This window comes from Labrys wisconsinensis (genome assembly GCF_030814995.1).
GTDB lineage: Bacteria > Pseudomonadota > Alphaproteobacteria > Rhizobiales > Labraceae > Labrys > Labrys wisconsinensis.
Map to the genome: position 1 here is coordinate 98,454 of NZ_JAUSVX010000002.1, position 16,473 is coordinate 114,926.

14 protein-coding genes are annotated in these 16,473 nt (G+C 70.3%); 9 read left to right on the top strand and 5 right to left on the bottom strand.

Annotation, left to right across the window (positions count from 1 at the left end; all coding sequences use genetic code 11):
* Positions 1 to 26 precede the first annotated feature (26 nt).
* From QO011_RS06855 to QO011_RS06865, 3 genes are read left to right on the top strand one after another with little or no spacing between them, the layout of a single operon-like run.
* Positions 27 to 698: a response regulator transcription factor gene (locus QO011_RS06855; RefSeq protein WP_307269518.1), complete on the top strand. Its 672-nt coding sequence runs from the start codon at positions 27 to 29 to the stop codon at positions 696 to 698.
* On the top strand, positions 691 to 2,076 hold the full coding sequence (locus tag QO011_RS06860; RefSeq protein WP_307269520.1) for a sensor histidine kinase: 1,386 nt from the start codon (positions 691 to 693) through the stop codon (positions 2,074 to 2,076). The genes QO011_RS06855 and QO011_RS06860 overlap by 8 nt, the downstream gene beginning before the upstream one ends.
* Before the next feature lie 5 nt (positions 2,077 to 2,081).
* Positions 2,082 to 3,134 (top strand): ABC transporter substrate-binding protein, encoded by a 1,053-nt coding sequence (locus QO011_RS06865; protein ID WP_307269522.1) that lies wholly within the window; start codon positions 2,082 to 2,084, stop codon positions 3,132 to 3,134.
* A gap of 210 nt (positions 3,135 to 3,344) precedes the next feature.
* Here QO011_RS06865 and QO011_RS06870 read toward each other — a convergent pair whose 3' ends face one another.
* The 4 genes from QO011_RS06870 to QO011_RS06885 are packed head-to-tail and all read right to left on the bottom strand — an operon-like array spanning position 3,345 to position 8,753.
* A complete protein-coding gene (locus tag QO011_RS06870) occupies positions 3,345 to 4,961 on the bottom strand; it encodes a GMC family oxidoreductase (protein ID WP_307269524.1) in 1,617 nt (538 codons plus the stop codon).
* Positions 4,958 to 5,935: a mannonate dehydratase gene (locus QO011_RS06875; RefSeq protein WP_307269527.1), complete on the bottom strand. Its 978-nt coding sequence runs from the start codon at positions 5,933 to 5,935 to the stop codon at positions 4,958 to 4,960. Before QO011_RS06875 ends, QO011_RS06870 begins: the two co-directional genes overlap by 4 nt.
* Positions 5,936 to 5,957: 22 nt before the next feature.
* Entirely contained in the window at positions 5,958 to 7,430 is a 1,473-nt protein-coding gene (locus QO011_RS06880) for a M81 family metallopeptidase (RefSeq protein WP_307269529.1), read from the bottom strand.
* Between the two features lie 27 nt (positions 7,431 to 7,457).
* On the bottom strand, positions 7,458 to 8,753 hold the full coding sequence (locus QO011_RS06885; protein WP_307269531.1) for an aspartate aminotransferase family protein: 1,296 nt from the start codon (positions 8,751 to 8,753) through the stop codon (positions 7,458 to 7,460).
* 89 nt (positions 8,754 to 8,842) lie between these two features.
* Here QO011_RS06885 and QO011_RS06890 point away from each other — a divergent pair, with 89 nt between their 5' ends.
* From QO011_RS06890 to QO011_RS06915, 6 genes are all read left to right on the top strand, one after another.
* On the top strand, positions 8,843 to 9,667 hold the full coding sequence (locus tag QO011_RS06890; RefSeq protein WP_307269533.1) for an IclR family transcriptional regulator: 825 nt from the start codon (positions 8,843 to 8,845) through the stop codon (positions 9,665 to 9,667).
* Positions 9,668 to 9,756: 89 nt separating this feature from the next.
* Positions 9,757 to 10,563, top strand: a complete 807-nt coding sequence (locus QO011_RS06895) for an ATP-binding cassette domain-containing protein (RefSeq protein WP_307269537.1) — start codon at positions 9,757 to 9,759, stop codon at positions 10,561 to 10,563.
* Entirely contained in the window at positions 10,560 to 11,627 is a 1,068-nt protein-coding gene (locus tag QO011_RS06900; protein ID WP_307269539.1) for an ABC transporter permease, read from the top strand. Before QO011_RS06895 ends, QO011_RS06900 begins: the two co-directional genes overlap by 4 nt.
* 66 nt (positions 11,628 to 11,693) lie before the next feature.
* The gene (locus QO011_RS06905) at positions 11,694 to 12,665 is read left to right on the top strand and encodes an ABC transporter substrate-binding protein (RefSeq protein ID WP_307269542.1); all 972 of its coding nucleotides are present in this window, start codon (positions 11,694 to 11,696) and stop codon (positions 12,663 to 12,665) included.
* A 69-nt stretch (positions 12,666 to 12,734) separates the two neighbouring features.
* A complete protein-coding gene (locus tag QO011_RS06910) occupies positions 12,735 to 13,550 on the top strand; it encodes an SDR family NAD(P)-dependent oxidoreductase (RefSeq protein ID WP_307270907.1) in 816 nt (271 codons plus the stop codon).
* 25 nt (positions 13,551 to 13,575) lie between these two features.
* Positions 13,576 to 14,355, top strand: coding sequence for an SDR family NAD(P)-dependent oxidoreductase (locus tag QO011_RS06915; RefSeq protein ID WP_307269544.1), 780 nt, complete (start codon positions 13,576 to 13,578; stop codon positions 14,353 to 14,355).
* A 42-nt stretch (positions 14,356 to 14,397) separates the two neighbouring features.
* Here the strand turns inward: QO011_RS06915 and QO011_RS06920 are convergent, their stop codons facing one another.
* Positions 14,398 to 16,377, bottom strand: coding sequence for an aq_1923 C-terminal domain (locus QO011_RS06920; RefSeq protein WP_307269546.1), 1,980 nt, complete (start codon positions 16,375 to 16,377; stop codon positions 14,398 to 14,400).
* Positions 16,378 to 16,473: the final 96 nt, after the last annotated feature.

Sequence of the window (16,473 nt, forward strand, 5' to 3'; positions counted from 1 at the left end):
ATCGCCGACCGGCCGCTCGGGGGGCCATGCGCATCTTGCTCGTCGAGGATACGGAAGATCTCGGGCAGGCGCTGTTCCAGCATTTCCTGACCGAGGGCCATGCCGTCGACTGGGCGCGGACCGGCCCGGACGCGGAGGCCTTCCTGCGCGCGCAGGCCTATGACGCCATCCTGCTCGACCTCGGCATTCCCGACCTCAGCGGCACCGAGCTCCTGAAGGACCTGCGCCGGCGCCGGGACACGACCCCGGTCCTGGTGATGACCGCGCGGGCGCTGATGGAGGACAAGCTGGCGCATTTCGAGCTCGGCGCCGACGACTACCTGCTGAAGCCCTTCGACCTGCGCGAGCTCGACGCGCGGCTGAACGCGCTGATGCGGCGGCTGAACGGGCTCGCCGCCTCCTCGGTGCGGTTCGGCAACTTCACCTTCGACGGCAAGGCCAGGCGCGCCGCGATCGACGGCGTGCCGATCGAGCTCGGGCGCCGGGAATTCCGGCTCCTGGAATATTTCGTCTCCACCCGCGGGCGGATCGCCTCGAAGGAGCAGATCTTCGACCGCCTGTTCGGCATGGAGGACGAGGCGGGGCTCAACGTCGTCGAGCTCTACGTCTCCCGGCTGCGGCGCAAGCTGGAGGGCAGCCGGTTCACCATCCGCACCATCCGCGGCCTCGGCTATGTCGCGGAGGTCGAGGGTGAGTAGCGCCTACTCGATCCGCCGGCGGCTGCTCCTGCGCATCGGCGGGACGCTCGTGGTCCTGCTCGCGGTGATCGCCTTCGGCTTCGCGCGCTATGCGGAGGAGGCGGCGCGGCGCTCCTTCGACCAGCTGCTCTCGGCCTCGGCGCTCACCATCGCCGGCTCGATGCGCCTCGACGGCGGCGGGCTCACCGCCGACGTGCCGACCGCCGCCTTCGCCATGCTGGCGGCGGCGCGGGACGACCGCGTCTTCTACCGGCTCCTCGACGATGACGGGCGCACCGTCACCGGCTATGCCGACCTGCCCTTCGTGCAGCCCGGGCCGGACCGCGACCAGGCGTTCTACGACGCGGACTATCGCGGCTTCGCCGTGCGGACCGTGGCGGTCCGGCGGCTGCTGACCTCGGGCGTGCGGGCGCGGTGGGGAACGGTGCTGGTGGCGCAGACCACCGGGGCCCGGGACCGGCTGACCTCGGAGCTGTCCGACCGCACGCTGCTGGCGCTGCTCGCCATGGCGGCCGTGGCGGCGATGCTGATCCTCCTCGGCGTCGCCGACACGCTGAAGCCGGTCGTGGCGCTGAAGTCGCGGATCGAGGGGCGCGACCCCACCGATTTCTCGCCGATCGCCGACCTCGTCCCCGACGAGGTCGAGCCGCTGAAGGCCGCGCTCAATGCGCTCCTGACCCGGTTCAAGACCTCGCTGGACGAGACCCGCTCCTTCCTGGCGGACGCGGCGCACCAGCTGCGCACGCCGCTGGCCAGCCTGATGGGCCAGACCGAGCTCGCCCTGCGGGAGGCCGGCTCCGGCGCGATGGCCGAACGTCTCGGCCGCATCGACCGCAATGTCCGCCTCGCCGCCCGCATCGTCGACCAGCTCCTCAGCGACGCCAGCGTCTCGAACCGCCTGGAATCGACACCCAAGGAGCCGGTCGACCTCGTCCACCTCGCCGCCGAGGTGATCAACGACCTCGTCGGCGGCGCCGGTGCCCATGCGATCCGCCTCTATGTCGAGGACGACGTCGTCGATCCCATGGTCCGGGCCGATGCCGGCTCGCTCGCCGAGGCGCTGCGCAACCTGATCGACAATGCGATGAAATATGCGCCGCCGGCGGCGCCGATCGACGTCTCCATCGCCGGGGCGGCCGGGGACGGGCTGGTCCTCACCGTCGCCGATCGCGGTCCCGGCATCCGCGCGGCCGATCGCCCGCGCGTGCTCGGCCGGTTCGAGCGCGGCGATGCGGCGCGGGCGCCCGTCGGCAGCGGGCTCGGCCTCGCGATCGTGGCGCGGGTCGTGGCCGCGCATGGCGGGCAGCTCGCCCTGCGTGACCGCGCGGGCGGGGGCCTCGCCGCCGAGATCACGCTGCGTCGCGACGCCAAGGGGTGAGGGCGATGCTGCGACGGATCGCCCTCATCCTTCTGCTGCTGGCCGGCCCGGTGCCGGCCGCGGCCCAATCGCTGACCATTGCCGGGGTGACCGACACCGCGACCTTCCGCCCGGTGATCGAGGCCTTCCGCAAGCTGCATCCGCAGATCACGGTCGAGTATCACGAATATGAGTCGATCCCCCTGGACGAGGGCCTGCGGCAGGGCACGCTGACGCCGCCGCCGGACCTCGTCATCAGCTCCGCGGTCGACCGGCAGTTCAAGGCGGTCAATGACGGGCTGGCCCGGCCCTATCGCTCCGAGCAGACCAGGGCGCTGCCGGACTGGGCGCGCTTTGCCGACGAGGCTTTCGGCTTCACCTTCGAGCCCCTGGTGTTCGTCGCCAACCGCCGGCTCTTTCCCGACGGCAGGCCGCCGTCCAGCCGTGCCGCCCTTCTCGACTATCTCGAAGCCGCGCCGACCCGGCGGATCGCCACCTATGACCCGCTGACCAGCGGCGTCGGCTACCTCGTCGCCAACATGGACCTGGCGACCAACAGCCAGTTCGCCGCCTTCATCGGCCGCTCGGCGCAGAACGGGCTCTCGACCTTCGCCTCGTCGCTGGAGATCCTGCAGGAGGTTGCCGCCGGCCGCTCGGCGATCGCCTTCAACGTGCTCGGCTCCTATGCGGCGGGCTGGAAGGCTGCCGGCGCCGACATCGAGATCGTCTACCCCGTCGACTATACCTTCGCACTGATGCGCGTCGCGCTCATCCCCCGGGGCGCGCGCGAGCCCCGCTCGGCCGAGCTGTTCCTCGACTTCCTGCTGTCGGAGCAAGGCCAGACCGTGCTGACGCGCGACGGCAACCTGCCGGCGATCCGCAGCATTCCCGGGCCCTATGCCAGCGAGCGCACGATCCGGGAGAGCGCGGCCGGGCCGATCCGGATCATCGGCCTGGACGCGACGCTGCTGGCCATGGCCGACGACCTGCACCGGCGCTCGTTCGAGACGTTCTGGCGCTCGCTGGTCGAGACCGGCACCCGCGGCCGAGCGGCGGCGCGCGCCTCGCCCGGGCCGTGATCCCGGCCCGGGCCGAATGGTCCGGAGCCGCGGGCGCGATCTCGCCGCTGCCGACGCGGGCGGCGTCAACAGGGGAATCCGCGATCCCGGTTCATCGGTTTCATCGTCGTCATGGTCCGGCCCGGATGGGTGTCCGCACCGCGAGCGCAGCGCGCTCGAGCCAGGGCTGGTTCGTTGTGAGAAATAGATGTTTCGCACGGCGCCCGGCGATCAGGGAAGGCCGCGCATGAGCGAGACGGCGCGGTCGGACAGCGCCATGGTCGGGGCGTTGGTGTTGGCGGAGACGAGCTTCGGCATGGCGGAGGCGTCGACGACGCGCAGGCCGGCGATGCCGCGCACCTTGAGATCCGGCGTCAGCACGGCGTCGGGATCATCGTCGCTGCCCATCCGGCAGGTGCCGACCGGGTGGTAGTCGGTCTTCACGGTGCGCCGGATATGCGCGTCGAGCGCGGCATCATCCGTTTCGGCGGCCCCGGGCAGGATCTCCTCGCGCACGATCTCGCGAAGCGGCGCCTGGGCGAGGATCTCGCGCGCGGTGCGCAGGCCCTCGCGCAGATGGCGGATGTCGTCGGGATGGCCGAGATAGTTCGGATTGACGAGCGGCGCGTCGGCGGGATCGGCGGAGCGCAGCCTGACCCAGCCGGTCGAGCGCGGCCGCAGCAGCACGGCGTGCAGCGTGATGCCGTCGATGTCGGGCACGCCGCGCACATCCTTGTCGATGTAGCTCGTCTTCGGCACGCACCAGATCTGGACGACCGGATCGCCGGTGCCGTCCTCGGGCACGTGATAGGAGCAGGCCTCGACGCCGTTGGTGGCCACGCGCCCCGATCCGAACAGGACATATTGAAGGCCGTTCAGGATCATGCGGACGCCGCGGTCCTGCCTGAAATAGCCGAGGGAGCCGACCGTCCGCGCAGCGAGGGGCGCTCCGGCATGGTCCTGCAGGTTGCGCCCGACGCCCGGCAGGTTCGCCTTGACGGCGATGCCGAGCCTGCGCAGCGCGTCCGCCGGGCCGATGCCCGAGAGCATCAGCAGCTTCGGGGAGACGAAGGCGCCGGCGGCGAGCAGCACCTCGCCATCGGCGCGGGCCGTGAGGCTCCGCCCGTCCAGGGCATAGTCGACGCCGACGGCGCGATCGTTCTCGATGATGATGCGGTCGACCCGGGCGCCGGTGACGATCGTCAGCCGGTCATCCCCGGCGAGCGGCGCGATGAAGGCGTCGACCGCGCTGCAGCGCCGGCCGTTCGCCGCGGTCACCTGGACATAGCCGACCCCGGACGGATCCCCCTGGTTGAAGTCCGGCGTGAAGGGCATCCCCAGCGCCTGCACCGCCTTGACGTAGAGATGGCTCATCTCGCAGGTGAAGCCGGGATAGGACACCTCGAGCGCGCCGCTTGCGCCGTGGAAGCGGTTGTTGAAGCGCTGATTGCGCTCCATCCGCGTGAAATGCGGCAGGATCGTCGCCCAGGACCAGAGGTCGGTCCTGGCGATCGCGCCCCAGGCGTCATAGTCGGCGGCGCGGCCGCGCATATAGCCCTGTGCATTGATGCTGCTGCCGCCGCCGAGCACATGGCCCTGGGGGATGACCTGCACGCGCCCGCCGAGCTGCTCCTGCGGCACGGTGTGGTGCTGGGTGAGGTAGCGCGAGCCGCCGAGGATCCGGCTGAAGCCGGCCGGTGCGCGCAGGATGAAGGCGCCGTACTGGCCGCCGGCCTCGAGCAGCAGCACGCGTGCGCCGAATTCGCCGACGAGGCGCGAAGCGGCGACGCACCCCGCGCTGCCGCCGCCGACGATGATGTAGTCGAAGCTCCGGGCCGTCCCCGTCATCGACGGGCGCTCCGGACCTCGGCCGTCGCCCGATCGAGGCCGCGGAGATAGCCGATGGCGAAGATATGGCCCTGCATGCCGTAGCCTTCCGGCGAATCGCTCTCGTCGGTGGCGAGGAGCGGCGCGTGGTCGCTGCGGACGTATCCGTCGAATCCGATCTCATGCAGCTTGCGGAAGATGGCGACGAGGTCCGTCTGGCCCTCGTCCGGAAAGGTCTCGATGAAGTCGGTCAGCGTTCCCGAAATGTCGCGGACATGAACATAGGCGATGCGACCCTGATAGCGCTCGACGAGGCCGACGATGTCGGCACCCATCTCGGCGAAGCACCCGACGCAGAAGGTCAGGGCATTGGCCGGGCTGGGCGAGAAGGCCAGCAGCCGGTCGAAGCTCTCCTGCCGGTCCATGATCCGCTCGAGCCCGCAGAGCGGCGAGAGCGGCGGATCGTCCGGATGCATGGCAAGCTTCACGCCCGCCGCCTCGGCCGCCGGCAGGACCGCGCGCAGGAAGCGCTCGAGGTTCTCCCACATCCGCTCGCGGGGGATCGGCGTCTCGCCATGCGGCATGGTGCCCGGCCCGACGTCGGCGAGGCGGAAGCCGCTGGTCGGGGCGCCGCCGCGCGCCTTCGCCTGGAACGTGGTCCGCACGACCATCGCGTCCTCGCTCACCTGCGGCATGAAGTTGTAGGCGATCACCTCGACGCCGAGCGCGCCGAGATGGCCGATGATCCGCTTGTAGCGCTCGGTCTGCTCGGCCGCGCCCTCCTTGCCGAGCACGATGCGGTCGATGGCCGGCCCGGATTCGGCGATTCTCCAGGGCAGGCCGTATCGGGCATAGTGGTCGCGCAGGGCGCGAAGGGCGTCGCGGTCGTCCGGCAGGCCGTGCATGTCGTAGTGGACGGCATAGTCCGCGCCGAGCTGCTTGAGGGCGCGCAGGCGCTTCTCGGTCGGCGGCGTGGCAACGATGGTGAGCTTCATCGGGGGTCCCCGGCGCGCGGCGTCAGATCGGGTCGAGCGGATAGAGCGGCCGGGTCGCCCTGGTGAAGGGGATGCGGCGCATGTCGGGCGCAGTCGGTCCGGGCGTGTTCGCGACCAGGATGCGCGCCGCCGCCGGGCCGAAGCTCTGGCGAAAATGCGAGGGCGACTTCACGAAGACGAGGGCGGCATCCTCGAGCGGCAGGCCCTGCGAGACGTACATCGCCTTGTCCCATTCCATGGAAGGCTGGCTGCGGACGAGCAGGCGGATGCCCCCGATGGCGATCACCGCGGTCGGCCCCATGCAGAGCTCGAGGCCGTTGGGCCCGCCATCGGTCATCCGGTAGCGACCGTCGGAGAGGTGCAGGACCATGCCGACGATCGTGACCGGCAGCCCCTCGACATGCGAAAAGGCGTGGCCGACCGGGAGCCTGACGGCTGCGCCGACCCCGGCTTGCGCGGCCGCCGCGACGGCCGGGGGATCGCAGAGCGTGAGATAGGACAGCCGCGCGGACTTGTCGGCGCCGCCGGCGATCAGCGCCTCCAGCACGGCCGGACTGTCGGCCGCCGAGCCGCCGGTCGGAGCATCGCCGGCATCGCTGACCAGCGTCATTCCCGGTCCCGCCAGGCCGATGCGGATCGCCTGGTCGAGCGGCGTCAGCTCGGGGAAGAAGTCGGCCCGATGCTGCCACATCGTCTCCGCTAGGCTCTCCGCCGCCTCGCCGGCGGCCGCCGGATCGTCGGCGCAGACCAGCGCGGCGAAGCCGAGATCGGGCACGTCGATCCAGGGCTGTACGGGGAAGAGAGCGGCGTGGATGACCGCGCCCGACTGCTCCATCGCCCGTGCGGCCAGCGCGATCGGGCGGAACGGTCCGTCGGTCGTGCGGGTGCAGACCGGGCTGACCAGGAGGGGGCGCTTGGCAAGCGCCATGGCCGGCATGGGCCGGCGTCCCGCGACGACGTCGACCAGCAGACGGGCCGTGCGCTCGCCCGTCTCGAACATGTCGATATGCGGGTACGCGCGATAGCCGATATGGAAGACGTCCGGCTGCAGCATCAGCGGCGTGATATGGCCGTGAAGGTCGAGGCTGACGCCGATCGGCGTGCCCGGCGGCAGGATGTCACGCATCCGGGCGATGATCTCGCCGTCGCCGTCTGGCTGGTCCTCGACCACGAGCGCACCGTGGAGCGCCAGCAGAAGCCCGTCGACGGGACCGGCTGCGCGCAGCCGCTCCTCCATCTCGCCGACGAGCGCATCGAAGGCGGCGCGCGTCACCGTGCCGCTCGCCGCGGCATAGGCGGCGAGGAGCGACACTGGCTCGACGCCGGCCTCCGCGAGCACGGCGAGAAAGCCCGGCACCTCGGTGCGGGCGTCGCCGTATCCGGTCAGGATCTCGTCGCCGCGATGGAGGTAGTAGCTCTCGAAGGTCGCCAGGGTGGTCGGCAGGGGCGAGAAGCTGTTGCTCTCCTGCATGAGCGAGGCGATGGCGATGCGCATGCGATGGTGCTCCCGCGCCGGCATCGTTCAAAGGCCGGCGAGCGACGCCCTGACGCCGTCGATCGTCTCGTCGATCACCGCGTCGCCATGCGTCGTCGAAATGAACCAGGCGCCGCGCTCGAGCACGCGGACGCCGTGCTGCAGCAGCCGCGTCGTCAGCCGCACATAGCCGGCGCGGTCCACGCCGATAATATCGCGGAAGTTGCGCGGCGGGCTCGTCAGCCCGAAGCCGACATGGAAGATCTGCGGAAAGCCGGTGACGGTGGCGGAGAGGCCGGCGTCGCGCAGCGCGGCCGCGACGCCCGTCATGAGCCGATGTCCCTGCCGCTCGAGCTGCTCATAGGTGCCCGGCGCCTGCAGCGATCTCAACGTCGCCACCGTCGCCGCCATGGTGATGGCTTGAGAATTGTAGGTGCCGCCGTGCATCACCTTCCTGCCGGTCGCGAACTCGTCCATGAGCGCGGCGGACCCGGCGAGGCCGGCGACGGGGAAGCCGTTCGCCACCGCCTTGCCGAAGATGGTGAGGTCGGGCGTCACGCCGAGCCGCGCCTGCGTGCCGCCCGGACCGACGCGGAAGCCGGTGATGACCTCGTCGAAGATCAGGATCGTCCCGGCCTTGCGGCACGCGGCGCGCACGCCTTCGAGATAGCCGGGCTCCGGGAAGATCGCGCCGGTGTTGCACATCGCCGGCTCCATGATGACGGCGGCGACGTCGCCACGCCCGAGCCGGTCCTCGACGAGGTCGAGCCGGTTCCAGGACAGCACCTCGATGAGCTGGCCGGCATGCGCGTCCTGCCCGGCCGTGCCCGCCTGCGGCACCGGCGTCCGCTCCGCGCCCATGCCGTCGGGGGTGGGCGCGACGCTCCACAGAATATTGTCGAGCCAGCCGTGATAATGGCCTTCGAACTTGACGATGGTGCCGCGGCCGGTGACGGCGCGCGCGAGCCGGAGCGCCGCCTGCACCGCCTCGGTGCCGGAGGAGCTGAAACGCACGCGCTCGGCGCAGGGAAGCATGCCGCAGACGAGCTCGGCCGCCTCGAACTCCACCTCGCTCTGGCCGCCGAAGAGAATGCCGCGCTCGAGCTGCCGGCGCACGGCCTCGACCACCGGCTCGGGCCGATGGCCGAGGATCATCGGCCCCATGCCGAGGTAATAGTCGATCAGGCGGTTGCCGTCGACGTCGTGCAGGAAAGGGCCTTCGGCATGGTCGAAGACGAGCGGCGTCGGCGCAATTCCCAGGCGAAAATTGCTGCTCACGCCGCCGGGCAGAAACTGCGAGGCCTCTCGGATACGGTCGACCGAGCGGTGGAAGCTGAAGTTCACGGCACTTGTCCCGCTATGGATTGGCTGCCATCATCCACCACAGTATCCATTTCGTGTCAAGAAAGGCACGTTTCTTCAGGAGAAACAACATGGCCGCCACGGAGCCGGAGAGCGACCTGGACGATCGATATCTCGTCCAGCCCGTTCTGAAGGCGATGCAGGTCCTGCAGCTGATCTGCGAGGCCGCCGAGCCGTTGACGCTCAATCAGCTCGTGCGAGAGGCCGGCCTGCCGAAGACCACGGTCTTCCGTTACCTGAAGACGCTGTCGACGATCGGCTTCATCGAGCACGACCCCGAGGCCGACCGCTACCGGCCCGGCCTCGGGCTCTGGCACCTCTCCCACGCCAGCGGCGCCTACGAGACGCTGAGGCAGGTCTGCCGGCCCCACATGAAGCGGCTCCGCCAGCGCTTCAACGAGACCATCAATCTCGGCGTGCTGTCGGGCGGCGAGGTCTTCTACCTCGACGTGCTGGAAAGCGAGCGGTCGCTGCGCATGCAGTCGAGCATCGGCGCGACGGACGCCCTGCACAGCACCTCGCTCGGTAAGGTCTTCCTCGCGTTCAGCCCCCCCGAGCGGCGTGAGCTGCTGATTCCGAAGACCTTGCCGCGCCGCACGGCGAACACGATCACCGACCGCGTGGCCCTTGTCGAGCAGCTCGCCATCATTCGCACGACGGGCTACGCCATAGAGATCGGCGAGAACGAGGAAGGCTCCTACTGCATCGCCACCCCGATCTGCGACAGCCGCAACGCGGCCGTTGCCGCCATGAGCCTGTCGGCGCCGATCTCCCGCTATGACGAGGGGGCGCGGCAGGCGATCTGCGCGGGCCTGATCGCGGCGACGAACGAGGTCGGCCGCATCCTGCGCGGGGAGGTCGGCGACGCCGGCGCCGATGCCAAGGCGGTTGCCTGAGCGGGCGCGCGAGCGGGACTTTCCCCTTGACGCCGCCGGGTTCATGATGAAACAAATATTTCGTCTCACGAACCATGGGTGGGCCGGGAGTGGAAAGCTCAGGAACCAGACGGCAGGCCGGGCAACGGTCCGCATTCGTCATCGAGGCGGTGGACATCACCAAGCGCTATGGCCATGTGCAGGCGCTTGCGGGGGCGAGCCTGCAGGTCAGGCCCGGTGAGGTCCTCGCCCTGGTCGGCGACAACGGCGCCGGCAAGTCGACCCTGACCAAGGTGATCTGCGGCGCTCTGGCGCCGGATGGCGGCACGCTCTCCTTCTGGGGCGAGGCCACCAGGGTGACGTCGACCCGCCATGCCCAGGACCTGGGGGTCGAGACGGTCTATCAGGACCTGGCGCTGGCGCCGGATCTTTCGGTGGCGGAGAACATGTTCCTCGGCCGCGAGCCGATCCGCCGCGGCGTCTTCGGCGGCTGGCCGGCGGCGCTCGATCGCCGCAGGATGCGGGAGGCCGCCCGGGACGCCATCAAGACCGCAGGGATCACGACGCTCAGCAGCGTCGACCGTTCGGTGCGCGATCTCTCCGGCGGTCAGCGGCAGGCGATCGCCGTGGCCCGTGCCGTGATGTGGGCGACGAGCGCCATCCTCATGGACGAGCCGACGGCCGCGCTCGGGACCAAGCAGACCGACATCGTCTACGACTCGATCCGCTCCGCCGCCGCGCGCGGGCTCGCCATCCTCGTGATCTCGCACGACATCCCGAAGATGCTGGGCCTTGCCGACCGTGTCGCGGTGATGCGGCAGGGCCGGACCATCGCCAATCTGCCGGCCCGCGATCTGACGATCAGCGATGTCGTCACGCTCATGCTGGGCGGAACGGCGAGAGGGGAGGCGGCATGACGAACGTGGCCCAGCCTTCGCCTGCCCAGCCTTCGCCCGCCGGGCCGGCCGGATTGCCCGGCCGCTTCGCCGCCGCCCTGCGCTCGACCCCGGTCGGGATGGCGGTGGTCGTCCTGGCTCTGGTCATCGTCTTCGGCCTGCTCTCGCCGAACGGCGCCTTCTTCCGCGTCAGCAACCTCAGCACCATCACGCTCAACGTGTCGGTGACGATGCTGCTCGCCGTCGGCATCACCTTCGTGCTGGCGGCCGGCGAGCTCGATCTTTCCATCGGCTCCAACGTGGTGCTGTCGTCGGTCGTCGCCGCGCAGGTTCTGGTCGGCCTGTCCGGCACGACCGAGCAGGTCCGCGCCGGCGACTATCCCGACCTGCCGCTCGGCATCGTCGCCGGGGCGATCGCCAGCATCCTCGCCGGAACGCTGTTCGGGGCGATCAACGGCTTCCTGGTCACGCGGCTGCGGATCAGCTCCTTCATCGTGACGCTCGGCACCATGGGCATCGGCACGGGCCTCGCCTATGTCGTCAGCAATGGCGTGAACGTGCCCAACGTGCCGCGGGTGCTGCAGACGAGCTTCGGCATCCAGAAGCTGTTCGGCATCGTGCCCTATCCGATGATCGTCGTCCTGATCATCTCCGGTGCGCTCTGGTACACGCTGCGCTCGACGCGCTTCGGCCTGCATACGCTGGCGATCGGCTCGTCGCGCGAAGCGGCCGAGCGCGCCGGCATCCGCTCGTCGCGCCATGTCATGGCGCTCTTCGTCATGATGGGCGCGCTCGCCGGCATCGCCGCGGTCCTGGACCTCACCCGCTTCGCCACGACGAATATCGGCGGCCACCAGACCACGGCGCTCGCCGCCATCGCCGCCGTCGTCATCGGCGGCACCAGCCTTTTCGGCGGCCGTGCGACGATTGCCGGCTCGATGGTCGCCTCGCTGATCCCGGTCGTCCTGGGCACCGGGCTCGTCATTCTCGGGGTGCCATCCTTCTATCAGCTCATCGTCGTCGGCACGATCCTGATCGCGGCGGTCTTCGTCGACCAGCGAAGGCGGGACCGTCTCAGCGCATAGGGAAGCCGGTGCCGATCAAAGACCGGGGTCTCCCGGAACCAGCAAGAAAAGCAGGGGAACAATGCCATGACCAGCCCATTGAAACATCTCGCTCTCGCCTTCGGGCTTTCCACCGTCCTCGCCTCGGGACCGGCTTCGGCCGCCGGGGAGAAGATCGAATTCGTCGCCGGGATGGTGGGCATTCCATTCTACACCACGATGGAATGCGGTGCGCGCGATGCGGCCAGGGATCTCGGGGTCGCGCTGAACTGGCAGGGCGCGCCCCAGTGGGACATCAACCTGCAGATGCCGATCCTGCAGGCGGCGATCGAACGGAGCCCGAACGGCATGGTGCTGGCGCCCAATGATCCGGACGCGCTGATCACCATCGTCGACGACCTCGTGAAGAACCGGAAGGTGCCGGTGGTCACCGTCGACGGCAGCCTCAACCAGCCGGTCGACGTCCAGAACATCCGCACCGACAATCTCACCGCCGGCGGACTGGCGGCCGAGGCCATGGCAAAGGCGATCGGCGGCGAGGGCACGGTCCTGGTCGTCGCGCTCAATCCCGGCGTCGTCGGCAACCAGCAGCGCGCCGACGGCTTCGTCAAGGTGCTGAAGGAGAAGTATCCGAAGATTACCGTGCTGCCGATCGAATATCCCGGCACCGACCAGAACAAGGCGGCCGAGGTGGTCTCCGCCGCGCTGCAGGCCCATCCGGACCTGAAGGGCATCTACACCACCCATTCCAATGCCGCCGTCGGCACGTCGTCCGCCGTGATCGGCGCGGGCCTCGGCGGCAAGGTCAAGATCATCGCCTATGACGCCGATCCCCAGCAGGTGCGCGATCTCAAGGCCGGCATCTACGACGCCCTGGTCGTGCAATCGCCCTATATCGAGGGCTACGACTCCGTGAAGCTCGTCACGCGCATCCTGCGCGGCGAGGTCGACCCGACGAAGGTGGAGAAGGTCAGCTATCCGCCGATGGTCGTCGCGACGCGCGACAATCTCGACAAGCCCGAGGTCAGGAAGAACCTCTACGTCGACGCCTGCCGGTAGCGCGAGCGCGGGGGCGGCCGGATGCCGCCCCCGTCCCGGCGCGCCGACAGGAGCCTGCGGGGCGTGAAGATGCGATCTCTTGGGGGAGACATGGGCGAGGGGCAGGAACGGGCCGCCATCGTGACGGGCGCCGGCACGGGGATCGGCCAGGCCATCGCGCTGACGCTGGCGCAATCCGGCATCCGCACGCTGATCGTGGGCCGCCGGCCCGAGCCGCTCCGGGAGACGGTCGCCCGCTCGCCGGAGGCGAACCGGATCGTCGCCATCTGCGCCGATATCGCCGACCCCGCCGGCCGGGCCAGCACCGTCGAGGCCGCCCTCGACCGATTCGGCCGCATCGACATCCTCGTCAACAATGCCGGCGTCTCCTCCATCGCGCCGCTGCTGTCTTCGACCGAAGCGGAATGGCGCCGCGTCATGGCGACCAATGTCGACGCCGCCTTCTTCATGGCGCAGGCCGTGCTGCCCTCGATGCGCGAACGCCAGTGGGGCCGCATCGTCAATATCGGCTCGGTCTACGGCGCGCTCGCGCTCAATGCTTCGCTCTACGACGCCTTCGGCGACGAAGGCGCCCTCGGGCCGAAGCGCCAGCCGGCCTATCACACGTCGAAGGGCGCTGTCCTCAACCTGACCCGCGACCTCGCCGCCGCGGTCGCGCGCTGGAAGATCACCGTCAACACGGTCAGCCCGGGCATGGTGATCACCGAGCAGTCCGACGGGCTCCTGTCGCCCGAGGTCGAGCGCAAGCTGTGCGACATGACCCCGCTCGGACGCTTCGGCAAGCCGGAAGAGATCGCCTTCGCCGTGCGCTTCCTCGCCTCCGACGAGGCGGCCTTCATCACCGGCGAGGAGATCCGTGTCGATGGCGGCTGGACCATCTGGTAGCCGCCCGCCCATGGGAGTGACCGACATGCCCGGCGATCCGCGTCGCCTCGACGGGGAGGTGGCGCTCGTGACCGGCGCGGCGCGCAATATCGGCGCCGCCACCGCGCTGCGCCTCGCCGCCGCGGGCGCGGCGGTCGCCGTCCATCATCATTCGGCGTCCTCGCGCGACGATGCCGAGGCGGTCGCCGCGCAGATCCTGTCCGGCGGCGGCAGAGCCATCGCCGTCGAGGCCGACATCGCCTCGGAGGCCGCCGTCACCGCCATGGTCGCTGCGGTGGACGCGGCTCTCGGCGGCCCGACCATCCTCGTGAACAACGCGGCGGCGTCTGTCGTGGGCGCCCGGCCCTGGACCGATCTCGCGCCCGACGATTGGGACCGGGTGCTGCGGACCAATGTCACCGGGGCGTTTCTGTGCGCCCGCGCCGCCTACCCCTTCATGCGCGCACGCGGGCGCGGCCGGATCGTCACCATGGGATCCGTGCGCAGTCCGCTCGGGCGCCCGGGCAATGCCCACTACACGGCGTCCAAGAGCGCGCTCGAGGGCATGGGGCGCGTGCTGGCCCGGGAAATGGGCATCGACGGCATAACGGTCAACACGATCATCGTCGGGGCGATCCGCACGCCTGCGGAGGCAGCCTATGGCGATGCCGCCGAGATCGACGGGGCCCTCCTCGAGCTGCAGGCGATCAAGCGGCGGGGCGAGCCCGAAGACGTCGCCGGGCTCGTCGCCTTCCTCGCCTCGCACGAAGCGGGCTTCATCACCGGCCAGTCGATCGTCGTCGACGGCGGGTGGGTGATGCATTGACCGGTCGCCGCCGCTTCACGCGAGCGGCAGGAAGACGCGACGTCACTTGTTGGCGGTCGCCTCCACCTGCACCGCCTTCTTCACCAGCTCCAGCGAGGCCTGGTCGCCGTTGCCGAGCTGGGACAGGGCCAGCGCCGGGATCGGCTCGAGCGTGCCGATCACCAGGTTGAAGGACTTGGGATCGGTGATGAAGGCCTTGACCGCGGCACCGAGCTTGTGGCCGGCATCCGCCATGCCGAGCCCGGCGATGATGCCGCCCTCGATCTGCCGTGCCGCCTGGTCGGCGAGGGCGGCGCGCGTCAGCTTCTGCTCCGTGGCGGTTCGGTCGACCAGCTTGCCGAAGGCGCCGCCGTCGGTCAGCGCCAGGGTGAGGCCGCGAAAGTCCAGCGTGGCGAGCGCGGCCTCGGCGGTCTGCGGGTCCTCGAACACGCTCCTCGGCACGCCGCCGAAGGAGCCGCCGACCTCGATCTTGCCGATGCCGTCGATGTCGAGCGAGACCGGGCCGAGCCGCAGGGTCTGATCGGACTCCGTCCAGGCCGCGTCGAGCACGCTGTTGATGGTGAGCGTGCCGAGGCCGAGCGACTTGAAGCCGTCGCGGGCCTCGGCGTCGTCGATGGCATCGACCGGCATGCTGAAGCCGGCGATGCGGCCCTTGATCTCGCTCGGCGCGAAGCCGACCCATTGCGGCGCATCGACGGTGAAGCCGCCGATGGAAAAGGCGCCCTTGCCGGGGACGGTGACGTCGAGATCGGCCATGGCGATGCCGGCGAGGCGGGGCTTGGGATATTGCTCCAGCGGCAGCGTCTCCGGCGATTCGCCCCGGGCGATCCTGTCGAGCATGGGATCGAGGCCCTCGATGCTGAAGCCCCGGATGGCGAAGGAGCCGAGCTGCAGGTCGCCGCCTTGCGGGTCGTCGGTCACCGCGAACTCGCCCAGGCGGATCTCGCCAATGCTGGTGCCGGCGAAGTTCTCGAGCCGGAACAGGCCGATCTCGACCGGGGGCTTGCCCTTCTCCGACACGTCGAGCCCGCGCATCTCCAGCGAGCCGATCTCGAAGGATTTCAGCAGGCCGCGGAAGAAGGCCACGGCCTCGGCGGGATTCTTGTCGCCGAACTGCGGGTCGGCCGCCATGCGCGCCAGCAGCGCCGCGAGCTGCGACGGCTTCATCGGCGGCGGTCCGATCTTGACGTCGCTGCCGCTGATGCCCTCGATCGTCATCGCCATGGTGTCGGAGCCGAGCGAGAGCTTCTCGAGGGAGAAGCTCTTGTAGACCGGCTGCTTGCCGACCGGCGCCGCTGCCGCGAGGGAATCGTCGAGCCAGGCGGCGTAGGCGTTGAAATCGAGCGCGTCGATCGCCATTCGCCCGACCGACATCCGCGTGCCCGCCGCGCCGCTGGCGGTGGTGCCCTGGTCGAGGCCCGCCACGGTCACGGCGTCGATGCGGCCGGCGTCGACGCCGGTGAGAACCGTGTCGCGATAGATCACCTCGGAGGTGATGCCGTTGACGCTGGTCTTCATCGACAGCGACGGGATGGTGATCGATTTGGCCTTGGCCGCGAGCAGCCAGGCGGCGAGCGGCGGCAGCCCCCCGGGCTTGCCGGCGGCGCTGAGCGTCCCGGACGAGGGCAGCGGCGCGGCGACGGCGGCGAGCGTCGCCTTGTCCACGGTGACCACCATGTCCGGGCCGCCCCGGGCCGTGGTGGTCAGCCCCTCGATGCCGATGGAGGTGGCCTTCAGCGTCTGGCCGGCGGCCTCCATGCCCTGGACCACGATCCTGCGCACGGCGATGGTCGTGCCGCTCGCGCCGGGATAGGCGATGCGCACGTCGGACAGGGTGACGCCGCCCTGGCCCGTCTCGGTCGCGCCGATGGTGACGGCGGGGCCGGCGTTCTGGACGCCGGCATCCTCGGCGCCGGCCGGCAGGGACGCGGCGGCGAGCAGGCCGCCGGCGACCAGCGAGGCGGCGACGCCGCGGCGAATCCTGGCCCCGAGGCGGCCGGCCCGAGCGGAGAAGGGTGTCATCGGCGTCCTGGCCTCCCTGCATGCGCGGCCGGATCGCGCCCGGCGGCGGCAGCTTATCACGGCCGCCGAGCCTGCGCCGCCGGGGTGGCAGCGGCG